The sequence below is a fragment of the Stenotrophomonas sp. JAG2 genome (genome assembly GCF_041080745.1).
Classification (GTDB): domain Bacteria; phylum Pseudomonadota; class Gammaproteobacteria; order Xanthomonadales; family Xanthomonadaceae; genus Stenotrophomonas; species Stenotrophomonas maltophilia_AA.
Window position 1 is genome coordinate 196756 of the sequence record NZ_JBEUMH010000003.1, and the last position, 17331, is coordinate 214086.

The 17331-nt window shown below is 67.1% G+C and carries 15 protein-coding genes; 9 read left to right on the top strand and 6 right to left on the bottom strand.

The window, feature by feature from the left end; translation table 11 throughout:
- Nucleotides 1-5 precede the first annotated feature (5 nt).
- Both AB9O74_RS05010 and AB9O74_RS05015 read right to left on the bottom strand, forming a co-directional pair.
- Nucleotides 6-752: a molecular chaperone gene (locus AB9O74_RS05010; protein WP_369348650.1), complete on the bottom strand. Its 747-nt coding sequence runs from the start codon at nt 750-752 to the stop codon at nt 6-8.
- Nucleotides 753-760: 8 nt separating this feature from the next.
- Entirely contained in the window at nt 761-1285 is a 525-nt protein-coding gene (locus tag AB9O74_RS05015) for a spore coat U domain-containing protein (protein WP_354274118.1), read from the bottom strand.
- A 272-nt stretch (nt 1286-1557) separates the two neighbouring features.
- Here AB9O74_RS05015 and map point away from each other — a divergent pair, with 272 nt between their 5' ends.
- Genes map through dapE form a run of 5 tightly spaced genes read left to right on the top strand, consistent with a single transcriptional unit; the run spans nt 1558 to nt 7544 of the window.
- A complete protein-coding gene (gene map / locus AB9O74_RS05020) occupies nt 1558-2331 on the top strand; it encodes a type I methionyl aminopeptidase (protein ID WP_206677554.1) in 774 nt (257 codons plus the stop codon).
- Nucleotides 2332-2333: 2 nt separating this feature from the next.
- Nucleotides 2334-4973, top strand: a complete 2640-nt coding sequence (locus AB9O74_RS05025) for a [protein-PII] uridylyltransferase (protein WP_369348651.1) — start codon at nt 2334-2336, stop codon at nt 4971-4973.
- A complete protein-coding gene (gene dapD, locus AB9O74_RS05030) occupies nt 4973-6049 on the top strand; it encodes a 2,3,4,5-tetrahydropyridine-2,6-dicarboxylate N-succinyltransferase (RefSeq protein WP_070473271.1) in 1077 nt (358 codons plus the stop codon). Before AB9O74_RS05025 ends, dapD begins: the two co-directional genes overlap by 1 nt.
- An 8-nt stretch (nt 6050-6057) precedes the next feature.
- Complete coding sequence (locus tag AB9O74_RS05035; protein ID WP_346479441.1) at nt 6058-6420, top strand: Spx/MgsR family RNA polymerase-binding regulatory protein; 363 nt, start codon at nt 6058-6060, stop codon at nt 6418-6420.
- On the top strand, nt 6417-7544 hold the full coding sequence (gene dapE, locus AB9O74_RS05040; RefSeq protein WP_369348652.1) for a succinyl-diaminopimelate desuccinylase: 1128 nt from the start codon (nt 6417-6419) through the stop codon (nt 7542-7544). The genes AB9O74_RS05035 and dapE overlap by 4 nt, the downstream gene beginning before the upstream one ends.
- Nucleotides 7545-7672: 128 nt before the next feature.
- On the opposite strand, the gene AB9O74_RS05045 is transcribed toward dapE, so the two are convergent.
- A complete protein-coding gene (locus AB9O74_RS05045) occupies nt 7673-8356 on the bottom strand; it encodes a pentapeptide repeat-containing protein (RefSeq protein WP_176989948.1) in 684 nt (227 codons plus the stop codon).
- Nucleotides 8357-8437: 81 nt separating this feature from the next.
- The gene (locus tag AB9O74_RS05050; RefSeq protein WP_369348653.1) at nt 8438-9316 is read right to left on the bottom strand and encodes a tetratricopeptide repeat protein; all 879 of its coding nucleotides are present in this window, start codon (nt 9314-9316) and stop codon (nt 8438-8440) included.
- Nucleotides 9317-9684: 368 nt separating this feature from the next.
- Between AB9O74_RS05050 and asnB the strand changes: the two genes are divergently transcribed.
- The 3 genes from asnB to bfr all read left to right on the top strand — a co-directional run bounded on the left by asnB (nt 9685) and on the right by bfr (nt 13409).
- On the top strand, nt 9685-11376 hold the full coding sequence (gene asnB / locus AB9O74_RS05055; RefSeq protein ID WP_369348654.1) for an asparagine synthase B: 1692 nt from the start codon (nt 9685-9687) through the stop codon (nt 11374-11376).
- 88 nt (nt 11377-11464) lie between these two features.
- Nucleotides 11465-12853, top strand: coding sequence for a cation:proton antiporter (locus AB9O74_RS05060; RefSeq protein WP_369348655.1), 1389 nt, complete (start codon nt 11465-11467; stop codon nt 12851-12853).
- A 67-nt stretch (nt 12854-12920) separates the two neighbouring features.
- Nucleotides 12921-13409, top strand: coding sequence for a bacterioferritin (gene bfr / locus AB9O74_RS05065; protein ID WP_176989944.1), 489 nt, complete (start codon nt 12921-12923; stop codon nt 13407-13409).
- Between the two features lie 153 nt (nt 13410-13562).
- Here bfr and parC read toward each other — a convergent pair whose 3' ends face one another.
- Both parC and AB9O74_RS05075 read right to left on the bottom strand, forming a co-directional pair.
- A complete protein-coding gene (gene parC / locus AB9O74_RS05070) occupies nt 13563-15806 on the bottom strand; it encodes a DNA topoisomerase IV subunit A (protein WP_346490236.1) in 2244 nt (747 codons plus the stop codon).
- Between the two features lie 58 nt (nt 15807-15864).
- Nucleotides 15865-16743: a helix-turn-helix domain-containing protein gene (locus AB9O74_RS05075; RefSeq protein ID WP_179459359.1), complete on the bottom strand. Its 879-nt coding sequence runs from the start codon at nt 16741-16743 to the stop codon at nt 15865-15867.
- A 143-nt stretch (nt 16744-16886) separates the two neighbouring features.
- Here AB9O74_RS05075 and AB9O74_RS05080 point away from each other — a divergent pair, with 143 nt between their 5' ends.
- Nucleotides 16887-17330 (top strand): MarR family winged helix-turn-helix transcriptional regulator, encoded by a 444-nt coding sequence (locus tag AB9O74_RS05080; protein WP_019184373.1) that lies wholly within the window; start codon nt 16887-16889, stop codon nt 17328-17330.
- The last annotated feature ends 1 nt before the right edge of the window (nt 17331 follow it).

The window sequence follows — 17331 nt, forward strand, 5'->3', positions numbered from 1 at the left end:
AGGCCTCAGCGAGCCGGCGGCGCGGCGGGCAGTGGCATCTGGGCCGACTCGCCATTGATCTTTGCCGAGAACGTGGCGCCCGCCAGGCGGGCCGCCGGAACCTCCAGTGGCCAGCGCATGGTCTGTCCGCCAAGGACATAGCCGAGCAGGCCGGGATGGATGATCTGGGGGCGGTTGGCCGGGCCCAGGCCGAGATCGGCCAGCTGCGCGTAGCTGTTGCCGCTGTTGGACACCTCCAGGGCCGGTCGCCCGTCATCCAGCCGGGTCAGGCGTGCCTGCAGGGCGTGTCGCAGCGGGGCGTTCGCGTCGGGTTGGACGAACACCGGCATCGAATAGCGCAGGACGAACTGCATCCCGGTGCGGCGGGGATCCACCGTGGGCAGTTCATCGACCACCACACGGTAAGCGCGTTGCTGAGCAGGCGGGGTGGGCACGCTGCGCACCACCCGGATCAGCTGCTGCTGGCCGGCGGCCAGCGACTGCATCGGCGGACTCACCTGGAGGTCCGTGGTGGGCACAAGGTGATCCTGGCCGGCGTCCTGGCGCCACTCGAACACCCGCACCTGCACCTGTACGGGCGAGGTACCGCTGTTGGTCAGCCAGAGTGCATCGGCGTTCTGCCGCGGCGTGAGCTGCAGTGATGTAGGGGCGACCTGCAGGCTTGCGGCGGCGGCGCTCCCCATCAGCAGCCACAGCCAGCCCAGGGCCGCGCACCCGAACCGCCCAGGGCGACGCCCTGCGGAAATCGGCATGGCGGACCTCAGTAGGTGATCGTGGCGGTGATCGTGTCCTGATAGTTACCGGCAGCGGCGTTGTTGACGCTGGGGTTGGCGATCTGGCCGTAGACATTGAGCGTCTGCGCAAGGCCGGTGCCGATGCCGGCGGCGGTGTTGGTGCCCGCCGTGGCGCCCCACACATTGGTGTGCGCGGCATCGCGGTAGAGCTGGTAGCCGACGAAATTGTTGGCGGTGACGCTGGCGTCGGTGTTCTTCATGCGCCGCGTGGTCACATCGTTGGCGGTACCCGCATTGGAGCCGGCATTGAGCGCGACGGTGTACGGGGTCAGCGCCGAGCACTGTGCCGTGATCGTGCCCTGGGCATTGGAAGGGGTGGTGGCCGTGGACAGTGCGGAGCCGAAATCCACGTCCGTGGCGGCGGCTGCGGTGATCGTGCAGGCCTTGGTGATGATGATCTTGACGTTGAAGGTCGTGGTATCGGCCGCCAGGGCGGGCGAAGCGAGGCTGGCGAAGGCCAGGCTCAGCAGGGCGGGACGGAGAAATCGCATGGGCATGCTCCTTGGACGCGGGTCCTTTGCTGAACAACACGATGCTGCCGAACGGTGGGGCGGTGGAACGGTGTTGATCTGGTTATAGGTTTGCCGGCGTAGGGACCCCGTGAGATTTGGGCGATTCGATGGCCGTTTTCGGCACAAAACCGATTTCTGCGACGCTCATCGCATTCATTCATCGACCTGACTGACCCTGTGCCCAAACCGCGGCTGTCAGCGTTCCACCCGATCCCGTTCAGATTGGCCCCGGATCGGCGATAATGGCCGCCATGAGCGTGAATCTGAAAACCCCCGAGGAAATCGAACTGATGCGCATCGCCGGCCGTCTGGCCAGCGAGGTGCTCGACATCGTCACCCCCCACGTCAAGCCGGGCGTGACGACCGAAGAGCTGGACCGCATCTGCCACGACCACATCATCAATGTGCAGAAGGCGACGCCGGCCAATGTCGGTTACCGCGGCTTCCCCAAGACGGTCTGCACGTCGGTCAACAACGTGATCTGCCACGGCATCCCCAGCGAAGCCAAGGTCCTCAAGGACGGCGACATCGTCAACATCGATGTGACCGTGATCAAGGATGGCTGGCACGGCGATACCAGCCGCATGTACTGCGTCGGCACCCCGTCGGTCATGGCCAAGCGCCTGGTCGATGCGACCTACGAAGCCATGTGGCGCGGCATCCGCGCGGTGCGGCCGGGCGCGACGCTGGGCGACATCGGCCATGCGATCCAGAGCTATGCCGAAGCCGAGCGTTTCAGCGTGGTGCGCGAGTACTGCGGCCACGGCATCGGCAAGGTCTACCACGACGAGCCGCAGGTGGTGCATTACGGCCGTCCAGGCCAGGGCCTGGTGCTGCAGCCCGGCATGACCTTCACCATCGAGCCGATGATCAACGAGGGCACCCGCTACAACAAGGTGCTCCCGGACGGCTGGACCGTGGTCACCAAGGACCGCAAGCTGTCGGCGCAGTGGGAGCACATGGTCGCGGTCACCGAGACCGGCGTCGACGTGCTGACCCTCTCGCCCGGCGAATCGCAGGTCTGAGCATGCTGCCGGCGAGCCCGATGCTGGACGCGCCGGCCGAATCCGTCGCCGACCCGGACTGGGCGGCACTGGCGCGCCAGTCGCTGCAACAGACCGACGCGCGGCTGTATCGCCGCTTCGACCAGGGCGACAACATCGAGCGCCTGCTCGCGCTGCGCGCCCGCGCGGCCGATCACCTGATCCGGCTGGCCTGGCATCGCTGCCTGCCGGCGGGGTCGGGACTGGCGCTGTTCGCGGTGGGCGGCTACGGGCGCGGCGAATTGTTCCCGCGCTCGGATATCGACGTGCTGGTGCTGGGCATGCCCGAGCAGCAGCGACGCCACGAATCCGGTCTGGCGCGCTTCTTCGCGCTGCTGTGGGATTGCGGCCTGCCGGTCAGCCACGCGGTGCGTTCGCCGGCCGAGTGCACCCAGGCCAGCGCCGACCAGACCGTGCTGACCGCACTGATCGAGTCGCGCCCGGTGGTCGCCGATGACGCGGCCCGCCAGGCCCTGAAGGCGGCGGTCAACGTGGAAGGCCTGTGGCCCCCACGCGAATTCTTCCTCGCCAAGCGCGAGGAACTGCTGGCCCGCCACCAGCGCTTCGGCGACACCGCCGACAACCTCGAGCCGGATATCAAGGACGGCCCCGGCGGGCTGCGCGATCTCAATACGCTGGGCTGGATGGCGTTGCGCGCGTTCGGCGTGCGCGACCTGGAAGCCCTGGTCGGCCTGGGCCATCTCGGCCCGGATGAGGCGGCTGCGCTCAAGCGCGAACGCTGTGCGCTGGCTCGGCTGCGCTTCGGCCTGCACCTGGTCGCCAACCGGCCGGAAGAACGCCTGCGCTTCGATTACCAGAAAACCCTGGCGGCGCGCCTGGGTTTCGAGGATGACATCGAAAGCCTGGCCGTGGAAAAGATGATGCAGGGCTTCTACCGCAGCGCCACCGTGGTCCGGCGGATCAGTGATCGCCTGCTGCAGCGCTTTGAAGAACAGTTTGATGGCGAAGCGGTGCCCGAGCCGGTCAGCGTCGGTTTCTCGCTGCGTCGCGGCTACCTGGCGGCCAATGATGCCGCGTGGCCGCAGGGCGACATCGAACAGGTGTTCGCGCTGTTCTCCAGCTGGGCCTACAACCCGGACGTGCGCGGCCTGCATTCGCTGACCGCCCGCGCGCTGGCCGAAGCCCTGCCCGAGCTGGCCGCGTATACCGACGCCAGCCCCGCCGCCCGCGAACAGTTCCTTGCGCTGCTGCGCAGCCCGCGCGCGGTGGACACCCTCGCGCGGATGGCGCGCCTGGGCGTGCTCGGCCAGTGGATCCCTGCGTTCGCGCAGGTCTCCGGGCGCATGCAGTTCGATCTGTTCCATGTCTACACCGTCGACCAGCACACGCTGATGGTGTTGCGGAACATCGGCCTGTTCGCCAGCAGCCGTGCCGACGAGCGCTTCTCGATCGCACATGAAGTGTGGCCGCGCCTGCGCAAGCCGGAGCTGTTGCTGCTGGCCGGCCTGTTCCATGACATCGCCAAGGGCCGCGGCGGCGATCACTCCGAACTCGGTGCGGTGGATGCGCGTGAGTTCTGCCAGGCGCTGGCGCTGAGCAGTTCCGATACCGAGCTGGTGGCCTGGCTGGTCGAGCAGCACCTGCGCATGTCGGTCACCGCGCAGAAGCAGGACATCTCCGATCCGGACGTGATCCACCGCTTCGCCACCCTGGTGGCCAGCCGCGACCGGCTCGACTACCTCTATCTGCTGACCTGCGCCGACATCGCCGGAACCAGCCCCAAGCTGTGGAATGCGTGGAAGGATCGTCTGCTGGCCGACCTGTATTTCGCCGCGCGACGCGCGCTGCGCGATGGCCTGGAAAACCAGATGCCGGCCGCCGAGCGTGTCGCCGAAGCGCGCGAATCGGTGCGCCAGCTGGTGCGCGAGCGCGGCTATGACGATGCGACGATCGAGCGCCAGTTCACGGTGATGCCCGATGAGAGCTTCATCCGGCTGCGGCCCGAACAACTCGCCTGGCAGGCGGCCGCGCTGGTGCCGATCAAGCAGGGCCAGACCCTGGTCAAGGTGCGACGGATCACCCCGGACGACCATGCGCTGGAAGTGTTCGTGCACTCGCCCGATCGCGACGGCCTGTTCGCCGCGATCGTGATGACGCTGGACCGCAAGGGCTACGGCATCCATCGCGCCCGCGTGCTGGACGGCCCGGTCGACACCATCTTCGATACGTTCGAAGTGACCCCGGCCGACAGCTTCGCCGACGGTGATGCGCTGCGCCTGGAAGCCGGCCTGCGTGAAGCGCTGGCCGGCGACCTGACCCGCCTGCGCCCGTCGCGCCGGGTCATCCCGCGCCAGCTGCGCCACTTCCGCTTCGCGCCGCGCATCGAGTTCCGCGACATCACCGATGGCGACACCACCAGCACCCGTTTCAGCCTGGTCGCGCCCGACCGCCCCGGCCTGCTGGCCGACGTGGCGTTCGTGCTGCGCAACCAGCGACTGCGCGTGCATGATGCGCGCATCGCCACCTTCGGCGAGCGCGCCGAAGACATGTTCGTGATCAGCGATGAGCATGATCACGCCCTGACCGAATCCGCCAGACAGCAGCTGCAAGACACGATGCTTGCCTGCCTGGACCCTGATCGAAAAGCCGGAGACCCCCACTGATGGCCACCAAGCCTGCCAAGAAGACCGCCGCGAAGACCGCGGCGGCCAAGACCCCTGCTGCCGCGCCTGCGGTGAAGAAGACCGCCGCCGCAAAGAAGGCGGCGCCCGCGGTGAAGAAAGCGCCGGTCAAAAAGGCGCCGGCACGCAAGGTCGCTGCTACCCCGGCCGAGAGCGCCGCCAAGCGCAGTGCCAGCCGTGACGCCACCATCGCGCGCAAGTCGCTGCGCAAGCCGGCCACGCCGGGCGTGGAAGAGCTCAAGTTCGGCATCGAGAGCGCGTTCGAGCGCCGTGCCACGCTGACCCTGCATGAGATCGAAGGTTCCACCAAGCCGCTGGTCGGCCGCGTCATCGATGGCCTGGAAACCGGCGAGTTCCGCGTTGCCGAGCCGGATGGCCACGGTGGCTGGAAGGTCAACGAGTGGCTGAAGAAGGCGGTCCTGCTGTACTTCCGCGTCAATGACATGGCCGTGGTGGATGCGCGCCCGGCGCCGTTCTGGGACAAGGTCGAGTCGCGTTTCGCCGGCTTCGATGAAGCCAAGTTCCGTCGCGCCGGCGTGCGCGTGGTGCCCGGTGCGATCGCGCGTCGTGGCAGCTACTTCGGCAAGGACGTGGTGCTGATGCCGAGCTTCACCAACATCGGCGCCTACGTGGGCGAGGGCACCATGGTCGACACCTGGGCCACGGTCGGTTCGTGCGCCCAGATCGGCAAGCACTGCCACCTCTCCGGCGGCGCCGGCATCGGTGGCGTGCTCGAGCCGCTGCAGGCCAGCCCGACCATCATCGAAGACCATTGCTTCATCGGTGCGCGTTCGGAAGTGGTGGAAGGCTTCGTGGTCGGCCACCACAGCGTGATCGGCATGGGCGTGTTCCTCGGCCAGAGCACCCGCGTCTACAACCGCGCCACCGGCGAGATCAGCTACGGCTCGGTGCCGCCCTACAGCGTGGTGGTCTCCGGCCAGCTGCCGTCCAAGGACGGCTCGCACTCGCTGTACTGCGCCGTGATCGTCAAGCAGGTCGATGCCAAGACCCGCAGCAAGACCAGCGTCAACGACCTGCTGCGCGGCCTGGCCGACTGAGTACCGCCATGACCACCATCGTGTACGGATTGAAGAACTGCGACACCTGCAGGAAAGCTACCAAGTGGCTGGACCGTTTCCAGGTGCCGTACACCTTCGTCGACTACCGCGACCAAAAGCCCACCCCGGAGACCCTGATCGACTGGGCGGCCCAGGCCGGTGGCTTCCCCGCGTTGATCAACAGATCCTCCACCACGTGGCGGCAGCTGCCGGAGAACCGCAAAGCGGCTGATTCGGAGGCCGAATGGAAGCTGCTGCTGCGCGAGTACCCGCAGCTGATCAAGCGCCCGGTGGTGGTGAGTGCCGAGGGCGTGATGACCCAGGGCTTCTCGGACAACGGCTTCAAGCAGCGGTTCGGAGTGGGCGCGTGAACGACGTCGTCGCGCTGACCTGCGACCTGATCGCGCGCGCCTCGGTCACGCCCGAGGACGCCGGTTGCCAGGCGCTGCTGGCCGGCCGTCTTGAACGCGCCGGCTTCCACTGCGAACACCTGCGCCTCGGCGAGGTCGACAACCTGTGGGCCACACACGGGCAGGGCGCACCGGTGCTGGTGCTGCTCGGGCATACCGATGTGGTGCCGACCGGCCCGATCTCGGCCTGGACCAGTGATCCGTTCGATCCGCAGATCCGCGAGGGCGTGCTGTACGGGCGCGGCGCGGCCGACATGAAAGGCAGCGTGGCCGCCTTCGTGGTAGCTGCCGAGCAGTTCGTGGCCGCCCATCCAGACCATCCCGGCACGCTGGCCGTGCTGCTGACCAGCGACGAGGAAGGCGACGCCATCGACGGTGTGCGGCGCGTGGCCGACATCTTCCGCGAGCGCGGCCAGGCCATCGATTGGTGCATCACCGGTGAGCCGTCCTCCACCGCCGTGCTCGGCGATCTGCTGCGCGTCGGCCGCCGCGGCAGCTTGTCGGGAACGCTCACGGTGAAAGGCGTGCAGGGCCATGTCGCGTATCCGGACAAGGCGCGCAATCCGATCCATCTCGCTGCCGCGGCACTGGCGGAACTGACTGCACGGCACTGGGACGATGGCTTCGAGAGCTTCCCGCCGACCAGCCTGCAGGTCTCCAACATCCATGCCGGCACCGGTGCGAACAACGTGATCCCCGGCGAGCTGCAGGTGCTGTTCAACCTGCGCTACAACCCACACTGGACTGCGCCGGCACTGGAGCAGGAGATCGCCACGCTGCTGGAGCGGCATGCGCTCGAGTACACGCTCACGTGGCATCGCAGCGGCGAGCCCTTCTACACCCCGGAAGGCACGCTGCGCAGGGTTGCCCGCGACGTCCTGGGTGAGTTCGCCGGTGCGCCGCCGGAGGAGAGCACCGGCGGTGGTACCTCCGATGCGCGTTTCATCGCGCCGCTGGGCGCGCAGTGCATCGAAGTGGGGCCGGTGAATGCGAGCATCCACCAGGTCGACGAGAACGTCCGCGTGGCGGATCTGGAAGCGCTGCCGGCGCTGTACCAGCGCTTGATCGAGCGCCTGTTGGCCTGATGCACGCGCTGCGCCGACCAACGGTCGGCGCCTACCGCCTCAGGTAGGAACGACCGCGTCACGGAGGAACGACCGCGTCAGGTGGAATAGCCGCCTCAGGTAGGAACCGACCGTTGGTCGGTTCGCCCTTACGCCACGATCAGCCCGAACGACGCCAACGCAGCTGCCGCCTGGCGCTGTGAAATCACCGCCTTCTTGAACAGCTTGGCGTCCATCACGTTGAGCCCGCTGATGTCGGTGCCGCGCAGGTCCGCACCTTCAAACCGGGTCAGCCGCGTCTGTGCGTTGCGCAGGCTGCCGCCGTTGAACACCGCATCGCGGAAGTCGCAGCCGGACAGCTCCGCCTCGGAGAAATCCATGCCCTCCAGCTGCGCCTTGCGGAACGACATCCCGCGCAGGTCCGCGCTTACCAGCAGGCAATCGCGGAATTCCAGCGCCCAGCCGGTGACTTCCTGCAGGTGCGCGCCGGTCAGCTTGCAGTCCTGGAACTGCACCGAGGACAACGTCGCGCGGCGCCAGTGACTGTTGTTGAGATCGCAGTGCGAGAAGCGCGCGTCGCTGAGCAGCGCCGAGCTGAAATCGCATTGGCTGCCACGGCACTTCGTCCACTGGCTTTCTTCCAGTGAGGCCGCCAGCCAGGACGCGCCGGTGACCGAGCACTGGTGGAACTGGAAGCCATCCATGTCCAGCCGCGAGAAGTCGCCGTGATCGAAGCTGCAGCTCTCGAAAATGGCAGCCCGCGGATGCGCGGCGATGATGGCCTGCATGCGCTCGCGGGTGACGGTCTCATCGCGGAAAGTGACAGTGTTCATGCGTCCATTCTGGGTGATGTCCCGGACCAGGGGCAGACTTGAAGGTCGCTGCAGAATGTGTACAGAACGGAGCGACCGGCACTACCCGAACGTCCAGAACGGCGGCTCGATGGTCTTGCGCCAGTAGGTTTCCCCGGCGAGATAGAACTTCTGCGCATAGGCCTTCGCAAACCATCCGGCGGCGGCGTCGAGATCCTTGGTCACGCCCGCGCGCCCACGCCCCAGCAGCAGGCCGCTGAAGTACTGGCCGTACACATTGCCCTGGTCGGCCGAACGCCGATACCAGCGCAGTGCCTCGATGCCATCGCGCGGCAGGCCCATGCCGAGTTCGTACATCGCGCCAAGATCCACCTGGGCGTCGGCATCGCCACGCTGCGCACGCCGCTGGATGTCGACGACCAACGGATGCAGGGTGCCATCCGGCTGTGGCGCGATCGCCTGCGGCAGCCGCGAGGATTCGGACTGCATGTGGTGGTAGATGGTCGCGCGCAGGTCCCAGCGCAGCGCACTCGCTGCGTCGCCGCGTTCGCGATGGAACTTGGCCAGCATCAGCATGGCCATCGGGTTGCCGTGCTCGGCCGCGGTGCGATACCAGCGCTCGGCCTTCCGCGGCCAGGCACGCAATGCCGTGCCCTGGACGATGTTCGGGCCGGTGCCGTGCAGCAGCTCACCGTGGGTCCAGATCCGGCCCAGCGCCTCTTCGGCCTGGGGGTTGTGGAAGCTCCACGGGGTGACGGCGGCGGCACGCTCATACCACGTCACCGCGCGCGGATCGTTGAAGGTTTCGTAGGTCTTCGCCGCGTCCCAGGCACTGTCGAAGCTGCCGTCGGCGGCCTTGGCCTCGACCGACTGCACGATGCTTGCGGGCGTCCGTGACGGGGCGCTGCTGCAGGCGACCAGGGCGAAGGTGAGGGCGATGCCGCCCAGGCGTGAAGCGATGCGTCCGATGCGAGGGGTCATGCCAGCCAGGTGATGCGTAAGGGCGGTGATTATCGCCCGGCCCCGGAGCGCTGGGTTGTCCGCGGCGGTCGGTTTGGTTGCCATCGCAACAGTTGCACCGCCGTCGAAACCCGGTTACGGTCGGTCCATGTCCTCGTTCCCGGCCACCGCTGTCAACAATACCAACCGCACCAATCTGCGCGCGAATAATCGTGCGCGGCCGATGCGGGACTGCGACCAGGGCTAGTACAAGCAACACGCCCGGACCCCAGAAAACCCGCATCGACCGATGCGGGTTTTTTTGTGGCCCGGGTTTACCCCTTCCGGGCCCGGGTGGCCGGTCGAATGCCTGCAACACGTGTATTCCCCCATTATCAGGAGCTGTTCCCATGTGTTCGATCTTCGGTATTTTCGGCCTCCAGGCCGGCGACGACCTCCCCGCACTGCGCCGCCATGCGCTGGACCTCTCGCAGCGCCAGCGCCATCGTGGCCCGGACTGGAGCGGGGTGTATGTCGATGACGGCGCCATCCTGGTCCACGAGCGGCTCGCCATCGTCGACCCCGCCGGTGGCTCGCAGCCGCTGCTGTCCGAGGACGGCGGCCTGGCGCTGGCGGTCAACGGCGAGATCTACAACCACCGCGAACTGAAGGCCGAACTGGCCCAGCCGTACGCCTTCCAGACCGGCTCGGACTGCGAGGTGATCAACGCCCTCTACCGCGAGGACAGCCCGGCCTCCTTCCTGAACCGCCTCAACGGCATCTTCGCGTTCGCGCTGTGGGACCGCGCCCAGCAGCGCGTGCTGATCGCGCGTGATCCGATCGGCGTGGTGCCGCTGTACTGGGGCCACGACAAGGACGGCCGCCTGGTCGTGGCTTCCGAATTGAAGTCGCTGGTAGACATCTGCGCCGACGCGGCTCAGTTCCCGCCGGGCCACTGGTACGACAGTGCCACCGACACGTTGACCCGCTATTACGAACGCCCCTGGCGCGACTACGACGCGGTGGAAGGCGTCGAGGCCGACCGCGTCGAGCTGCGCGAGGCGTTCGAGCGCGCGGTGCACCGCCAGTTGATGACCGACGTGCCCTACGGCGTGCTGCTCTCCGGTGGTCTGGATTCGTCGCTGGTCGCTGCGGTTGCCGCGCGTTATGCCCGCCACCGTGTCGAAGATGGCGATCAGAGTGAAGCCTGGTGGCCGCGCCTGCACTCCTTCGCGATCGGCCTGAAGGGCTCGCCCGATCTGGCGGCCGCCGCCATCGCCGCCGAAGCACTGGGCACCGTGCACCACGGCTTCGAGTACACCTTCGAAGAGGGCCTGGATGCACTGCCGGAAGTGATCCGCCACGTGGAGACCTATGACGTCACCACCATCCGCGCGTCCACGCCGATGTTCCTGCTGGCGCGCCGGATCAAGGCGATGGGCGTGAAAATGGTGCTGTCCGGCGAAGGCAGCGACGAGATCTTCGGTGGCTATCTGTACTTCCACAAGGCGCCGAACGCACGGGAGTTCCACGAAGAGCTGGTGCGCAAGCTGGACGCGCTCAACAACTACGATTGCCTGCGCGCCAACAAGTCGATGATGGCCTGGGGCGTGGAGCCGCGCGTGCCGTTCCTGGACCGCGAGTTCCTCGATGTGGCCATGCGCATCGATGCCAAGCACAAGATGGTCGGGCAGGGCCCCGCCGGTGCACGCCGGATCGAGAAGGCGGTGCTGCGCGAGGCCTTCGAAGGCTACCTGCCGGACGCGATCCTGTGGCGCCAGAAGGAACAGTTCAGTGACGGCGTCGGCTACGGGTGGATCGACGGGCTCAAGGCACATGCCGAAGCCCAGGTCAGCGACCGCGTGATGGCGGCGGCGGACAAGCGCTTCGTGCACAACCCGCCGCAGACCAAGGAAGCCTACTTCTACCGCCACGTGTTCGAGCAGTACTTCCCGACCCAGGCCGCGGCGGAAACCGTGCCGGGTGGCAAGTCCATCGCATGTTCCTCGCCGGCCGCCATCGCATGGGACGCCAGCTTTGCCGCGATGGCCGATCCGTCCGGGCGCGCGATCGCCGGCGTGCACGAGCAGGCGCTGGCCTGACGGATGTACCACACCGCCGCGTCGTCCGCGGTGGTGTGGCAGCGCGTGCAGACCGTAGAATCGCCCCTTCAATCGATGGGGATCGGTCATGGACTCTGACACCACCGGCATGCGCCGCAGCGGGCTGGCATGGCGCTACCTGAGCTGGGTGGCACTGCCGCTGTTGATCGGCCTGGGCCTGGCGCGGTTTGCCGGCCCGGCCGTGACCGCACAGGTGGCCCGTGCGGAGTCCTCACTGGGCGCCGACTGGGCCGCGCATCTGCATGCGCCGCTCGGTCTGTTCCTGCTGCAGTTGCTGGTGTTGTTGATGGTCGCCAAGGCCGCGGGCTGGGTGTTCCGTCGCCTGGGCCAGCCGGGTGTGATTGGTGAGATGGCGGCCGGCCTGATGATGGGGCCGCTGGTGCTGGGCGCCCTGTTGCCGCAGGTGCACGGCATGCTGTTCCCGTCGGCGTCCCTTGGTTCGCTCGGCCTGCTCAGCCAGCTCGGCGTGCTGATGTTCCTGCTGGTGGCCGGTGCGGAGCTGGATCTGGGCGGGTTGCGGGGGCGGCGTCGTTTCGCCTTCGTGGTCAGCCATGCCGGCATCGCGGTGCCGTTCGTGCTGGGCGTGCTGCTGGCGATCTGGCTTTACGGCGCGCACGCACCGCCGGGCGTGGGCTTCACCGGCTTTGCGTTGTTCGTCGGCATCTCATTGAGCATCACCGCCTTCCCGGTGCTGCTGCGCATCCTGGCCGACCGTGGCATGACCGGTACGCCACTGGGCCAGACCGCCATCGCCTGCGCCGCGCTCGGTGATGCCACCGCATGGTGCCTGCTGGCGCTGATCGTGGCGGCTGCGCAATCGCAGGGCTGGGTGCCCGCGACGATCAACCTGGTCTGCGTGGTCGCTTTCGTCGCGCTGATGCTGGGCGTAGTGCGCCCGTGGTTCTCGCGCCTGGTGATCGCACCAGGCCAGGAAGGACGCTGGCTGCTGATCATGCTGTTGATGGCGTTGGGCTCCGCCCTGGTCACCGAGATGCTGGGCATCCACGCGCTGTTCGGCGCGTTCGCGGCCGGCGTGGCGGTGTCCGGCAACGCCACCCTGCGGCATACCGTGGCCGAGCGTGTCGAGCCGTTCGCGGTCACCCTGCTGCTGCCCTTGTTCTTCGCCATGACCGGCCTGCGCATGCGCGCCGATGCGCTGCAGGCCAGCGACCTGGTGCTGTGCCTGATCGTGATCGTGGTGGCTACGCTCGGGAAGCTGATCGGCACCTGGAGCGCCGCGCGCAGTGCCGGCATGGGCAGCCATGACGCGTGGAAGCTCGGTGCCCTGATGAACACCCGCGGCCTGATGGAGCTGATCGTGCTCAACCTGGGCTACGAGCTGGGCTTCCTGGGGGATCGCCTGTTTGCCGTGCTGGTGATCATGGCGCTGGTGACCACGGCCATGACCGGGCCGTTGCTGAATGCGATGGAGCGGTGGAAGCGCAACTGCAACTGATTCCGATTAGATCACCGGAATTCCAGATAGGGCACCATGCGCGCATTGATTCATCAGGAGCACCCCCATGAAAGGCAACCCGGACGTCATCGCCTGCTTGAAGGAACTGCTACGCGGCGAGTTGGCCGCGCGCGACCAGTACTTCATCCATTCGCGCCGCTACGAAGACCAGGGCCTGTTCGCGCTCTATGAGCGCCTCAACCACGAAATGGAAGAAGAGACCCAGCACGCCGATGCGTTGCTGCGCCGCATCCTCTTCCTCGGCGGCGACCCGGACATGCGCCCGCATGTGTTCGAGCCCGGCGTGACCGTGGAAGAGATGCTGCAGAAGGACCTGGACACCGAGTACAGCGTCCGCAACAACCTGGCTGCCGGCATGAAGCTGTGCGAACAGCACCAGGACTACGTCAGCCGCGACATGCTGCTGGTCCAATTGAAGGACACCGAAGAAGACCACGCCTGGTGGCTGGAGCAGCAGCTTGGCCTGATCAAGCGGATCGGCCTGGCGCTGTACCAGACCAGCAAGATGGATGCGAAGGGTACGGCCGCGCATTGAGTGCGGCATCGGGTTCTGCGCGCCAGCCAGCCCTCGCCAGCCAGCCGACGTTGATTCGAACAGAGAGGCCGGGGAAACCCGGCCTTTTCTGTGGGCGCAAAAGAAAACGGCCGGGTTTCCCCGGCCGTTCCGATCCACGTCGACGCTGGACCCTTATTCCACCGCCAGGCCTTCCACCTTCTGCCAGCCACGCGGCAGCAGATGGCCGCGGGTGGCGCGGGTCCCCAGGTAGGTGTCCAGGTCCTTGAAGGACAGGTTCATCGTGCGCTGGCCGCTGCGCACCAGCAGCGTGTTGCCCGGCGCCACCGACACCACCGCGACCACGCGCTCGGTGGCGAGCTTGGCCTTGGGGATGTCGATGATCTTGTTGCCCTTGCCCTTGTCCAGTTCCGGCAGGTCGCTGGCGGCGATCGCCAGCAGGTTGCCCGAGCTGGTCACGGCCACGATGCGGTCCGTCTCCGGATTGGCGACCACGGCCGGGGTCAGCACCTTGGAACCGGAGGTCAGGTTGAGCATCGCCTTGCCGGCCTTGTTGCGGCCGGTGAGGTTCTCGAAGCGGGTCACGAAGCCATAGCCGTGGGTGGACGCCAGCACGAAGCGCGTGTTGTTCTCGCCACTGGCCAGCGTCATGAAGGCGCTGCCCGGGGCCGGCGAGAAGCGACCGGTCAGCGGCTCGCCGTTGCCACGGGCCGAGGGCAGGGTGTGGATCAGAGTCGAGTACGCACGGCCCTCGCTGTCCAGGAATGCCACCTGCTGCGTGCTGCGTGCGCGCACGGAACCGAGCAGCGCATCGCCATCGCGGTAGGACAGGGTGGACGGGTCCATGTCGTGGCCCTTGGCCGCACGGATCCAGCCCTTCTCCGAGAGCACCACCGTCATCGGTTCGCTCGGTACCAGCTCGGTCTCGTCGATGGCCTGCGCCGCGCCACGCTGCACCAGCGGCGAGCGACGGTCATCGCCGAACTTCTTCGCATCGGCCACCAGCTCGTCGCGGATCAGCTTCTTCAGCTTGGCCTTGCTCTCCAGGATGCCGACGATCTTGTCGCGTTCCTTGGCCAGCTCGTCCTGCTCGCCGCGGATCTTCATTTCTTCCAGGCGGGCCAGCTGCTTCAGCTTGGTTTCCAGGATGTACTCGGCCTGTTCCTCGCTCAGCGCGAAGCGCGCGATCAGCGCCGGCTTGGCTTCGTCCTCGGTGCGGATGATGTGGATCACTTCATCCAGGTTGAGGAAGGCGACCAGCAAGCCGTCCAACATGTGCAGGCGGCGCTCGACCTTCTGCAGGCGGTGGTTGAGGCGGCGGGTCACGGTGGTGCTGCGGAACTGCAGCCATTCGCTGAGCAGGGTCTTGAGGTTCTTGACCTGCGGGCGGCCGTCCAGCCCGATCACGTTGAGGTTGACCCGGTAGCTGCGCTCCAGGTCGGTGGTGGCGAACAGGTGGCCCATCAACTGCTCGGCGTCCACGCGGTTGGAGCGCGGCACCAGCACCACGCGCACCGGGTTGGCATGGTCGGACTCATCGCGGATGTCCTCCAGCCACGGCAGCTTCTTGGCGCGCATCTGCGCGGCGATCTGCTCGATCACCTTCGACGGCGATACCTGGAACGGCAGCGCGTTGATCACGATGTTGCCGTTCTCCTTCAGGAAGGTGGAGCGCGCCCGCACGCTGCCGTAGCCGGTCTCGTACATGGTGCGCAGATCGGCGATCGGGGTGATGATCTCGGCGAAGCTCGGGTAGTCCGGGCCCTTCACGTGCTCGCACAGGTCGGTGACCGTGGCATCGGGATCGTCGAGCAGGTGCAGCAGCGCGCTGACGATCTCGTTGAGGTTGTGCGGCGGCACGTCGGTGGCCATGCCGACGGCGATGCCGGTGGTGCCGTTGAGCAGCAGGTGCGGCAGGCGCGCCGGCATCCAGGTCGGCTCTTCGAGGGTGCCGTCGAAGTTCGGGGTCCAGTCGGTGGTGCCCTGGTTGATCTCGCCCAGCAGCACTTCGGCGATCGGGGTCAGCTTGGACTCGGTGTAACGCATCGCCGCGAACGACTTGGGATCGTCGGTCGAGCCGAAGTTGCCCTGGCCTTCGATCAGCGGGTAGCGGTACGAGAAGGGCTGGGCCATCAGCACCAGCGCTTCGTAGCAGGCGCTGTCGCCGTGGGGATGGTACTTGCCGATCACGTCACCGACGGTACGCGCGGACTTCTTCGGCTTGGAGGACGCGTTCAGACCCAGCTCGCTCATCGCGTAGATGATGCGGCGCTGCACCGGCTTGAGGCCGTCGCCGAGGAACGGCAGTGCGCGGTCGAGCACCACGTACATCGAATAGTCCAGGTACGCCCGTTCGGCGTACTCGCGCAGGGGCAGCTGTTCAAAGCCGTGGAACGCGGGGCGGGCAAGATCGGTCATGCGGGATTGTTACCTGTGGCAAGGGACGGCGACGGCTGTCGCCCTCGCAGGCGGATGATTATCCGGATGCGGCCGGGGATGCCAAGCCGCGTGATGGGTTCAGGGGGTGCCCGCTGCGCGCCAGATAGCGCCCGGGCGGGCTGCCGAAGTGGCGGCGGAACACCGTGACGAAGGCGCTGGGGCTGCTGAACCCCAGTTCGTGCGCGATGTCGGACACGCTCTGGCCATCGGACAGGCGGCGCAGGCCCTCGGCCAACCGGGCCTGCTGGCGCCACTGGGCGAAGCTGAGCGTGGTTTCATCGCGGAAGTGCCGGGTCAGTGTACGCGGCGACAGGCCCGCCCACTGGGCCCATTGCTCCAGGCTGCGGCCGTCGGCCGGATCGGCGATCAGCTGCGAGGCGATCCGCAGCAGGCGCCGGTCCTGCGGCATCGGCAGATGCATGCGCTGGCGCGGGGCATTGCGGATTTCGTCCAGCAGGACCTCGATCATGTGCTGCTGGCGCAGGCTGGGTTCGGCCGCCGGCACCCACGCGGTGACCCGCAGCGACAAGGCCTGCAGCAGATCGGAAATGGCCACCACGCAGGGCTCGTCGGGCAGGTCGTGGGCCATCGCCGCGCTGACGATGATGCCCCAGCCCCGCAGCGGCCCACAGATATCCACGGTGTGCGGCTCTCCCGGCGGCATCCAGCCGGCGCAGCCGGGCGGCAGCGACCAGGTGCCATGGCGGGTGCGGGTGGTGAGCAGGCCCGCCTCCACGCAGATCAGCTGTGCGCGCCGGTGCTGGTGCCAGTCGATCTCCCGGTCCAGCCCGCGGGCGCTCTCGATCCGGAAGCCGAGCACGCCCAGTCCATCGTCCCGCTCGAACCAGTCCAAGACCTGGTTGCGGATCATCTGGGTGGCGTCGGTCTCGCGCTCTGGCCTGAAAGTGTTATCCATTGTCCAAATTGTAATACCGGGCCAGTCCAGGGCGCCATTAAGGTAGCGACCTGCCCATTGTTCTGATTGTTGCAACACAGCATTTGGTTCCAGATTGAATATTTCTATTGAGAAATATATTTTTTGGAAGAGAATGCTCACCCATGATCTGCCCTGATGCCCATCCCCCCAGCTTCGGACTCCTGCTGCGCCAAGTGCGCGATGGCCTGGTCCGTCAGCTAGACACGTCGATGGCCGAGGAAAACCTCGGTATTGGCTTCACCCACTATCTCGGCCTGAAGGTGCTCGCGGCCCGTGCCCCGTGCACCGCCAACGAGTTGGCCCAGGCCCTGGACCAGGTGCCGAGCGCGGTGACCCGCCTGCTGGACAAGCTGGAAGCCCTGGATTGCGTGCGGCGCGAGCCGCATGCCCAGGACCGGCGGGCACTGCAGATCGTGCTGACCGAGCCGGGCCGCCAGTTGTGGGCCCGCCTCAAACAGCGCGGGGACCAGACCATCGACGACGCAATGCGTGATCTGTCTTCGGACGAACGCGCGCAGCTGCTTTCCCTCATGACCCGTGTACGCGACTCACTGGTAACGCCATGAC

What these genes read in the sequence shown, in the direction of transcription:
- AB9O74_RS05010 (WP_369348650.1), bottom strand. Translation starts at nt 752, where the DNA reads ATGCCGATTTCCGCAGGGCGTCGCCCTGGGCGGTTCGGGTGCGCGGCC.
- AB9O74_RS05015 (WP_354274118.1), bottom strand. Translation starts at nt 1,285, where the DNA reads ATGCGATTTCTCCGTCCCGCCCTGCTGAGCCTGGCCTTCGCCAGCCTC.
- map (WP_206677554.1), top strand. Translation starts at nt 1,558, where the DNA reads ATGAGCGTGAATCTGAAAACCCCCGAGGAAATCGAACTGATGCGCATC.
- AB9O74_RS05025 (WP_369348651.1), top strand. Translation starts at nt 2,334, where the DNA reads ATGCTGCCGGCGAGCCCGATGCTGGACGCGCCGGCCGAATCCGTCGCC.
- dapD (WP_070473271.1), top strand. Translation starts at nt 4,973, where the DNA reads ATGGCCACCAAGCCTGCCAAGAAGACCGCCGCGAAGACCGCGGCGGCC.
- AB9O74_RS05035 (WP_346479441.1), top strand. Translation starts at nt 6,058, where the DNA reads ATGACCACCATCGTGTACGGATTGAAGAACTGCGACACCTGCAGGAAA.
- AB9O74_RS05045 (WP_176989948.1), bottom strand. Translation starts at nt 8,356, where the DNA reads ATGAACACTGTCACTTTCCGCGATGAGACCGTCACCCGCGAGCGCATG.
- AB9O74_RS05050 (WP_369348653.1), bottom strand. Translation starts at nt 9,316, where the DNA reads ATGACCCCTCGCATCGGACGCATCGCTTCACGCCTGGGCGGCATCGCC.
- asnB (WP_369348654.1), top strand. Translation starts at nt 9,685, where the DNA reads ATGTGTTCGATCTTCGGTATTTTCGGCCTCCAGGCCGGCGACGACCTC.
- AB9O74_RS05060 (WP_369348655.1), top strand. Translation starts at nt 11,465, where the DNA reads ATGGACTCTGACACCACCGGCATGCGCCGCAGCGGGCTGGCATGGCGC.
- bfr (WP_176989944.1), top strand. Translation starts at nt 12,921, where the DNA reads ATGAAAGGCAACCCGGACGTCATCGCCTGCTTGAAGGAACTGCTACGC.
- parC (WP_346490236.1), bottom strand. Translation starts at nt 15,806, where the DNA reads ATGACCGATCTTGCCCGCCCCGCGTTCCACGGCTTTGAACAGCTGCCC.
- AB9O74_RS05075 (WP_179459359.1), bottom strand. Translation starts at nt 16,743, where the DNA reads ATGGATAACACTTTCAGGCCAGAGCGCGAGACCGACGCCACCCAGATG.
- AB9O74_RS05080 (WP_019184373.1), top strand. Translation starts at nt 16,887, where the DNA reads ATGATCTGCCCTGATGCCCATCCCCCCAGCTTCGGACTCCTGCTGCGC.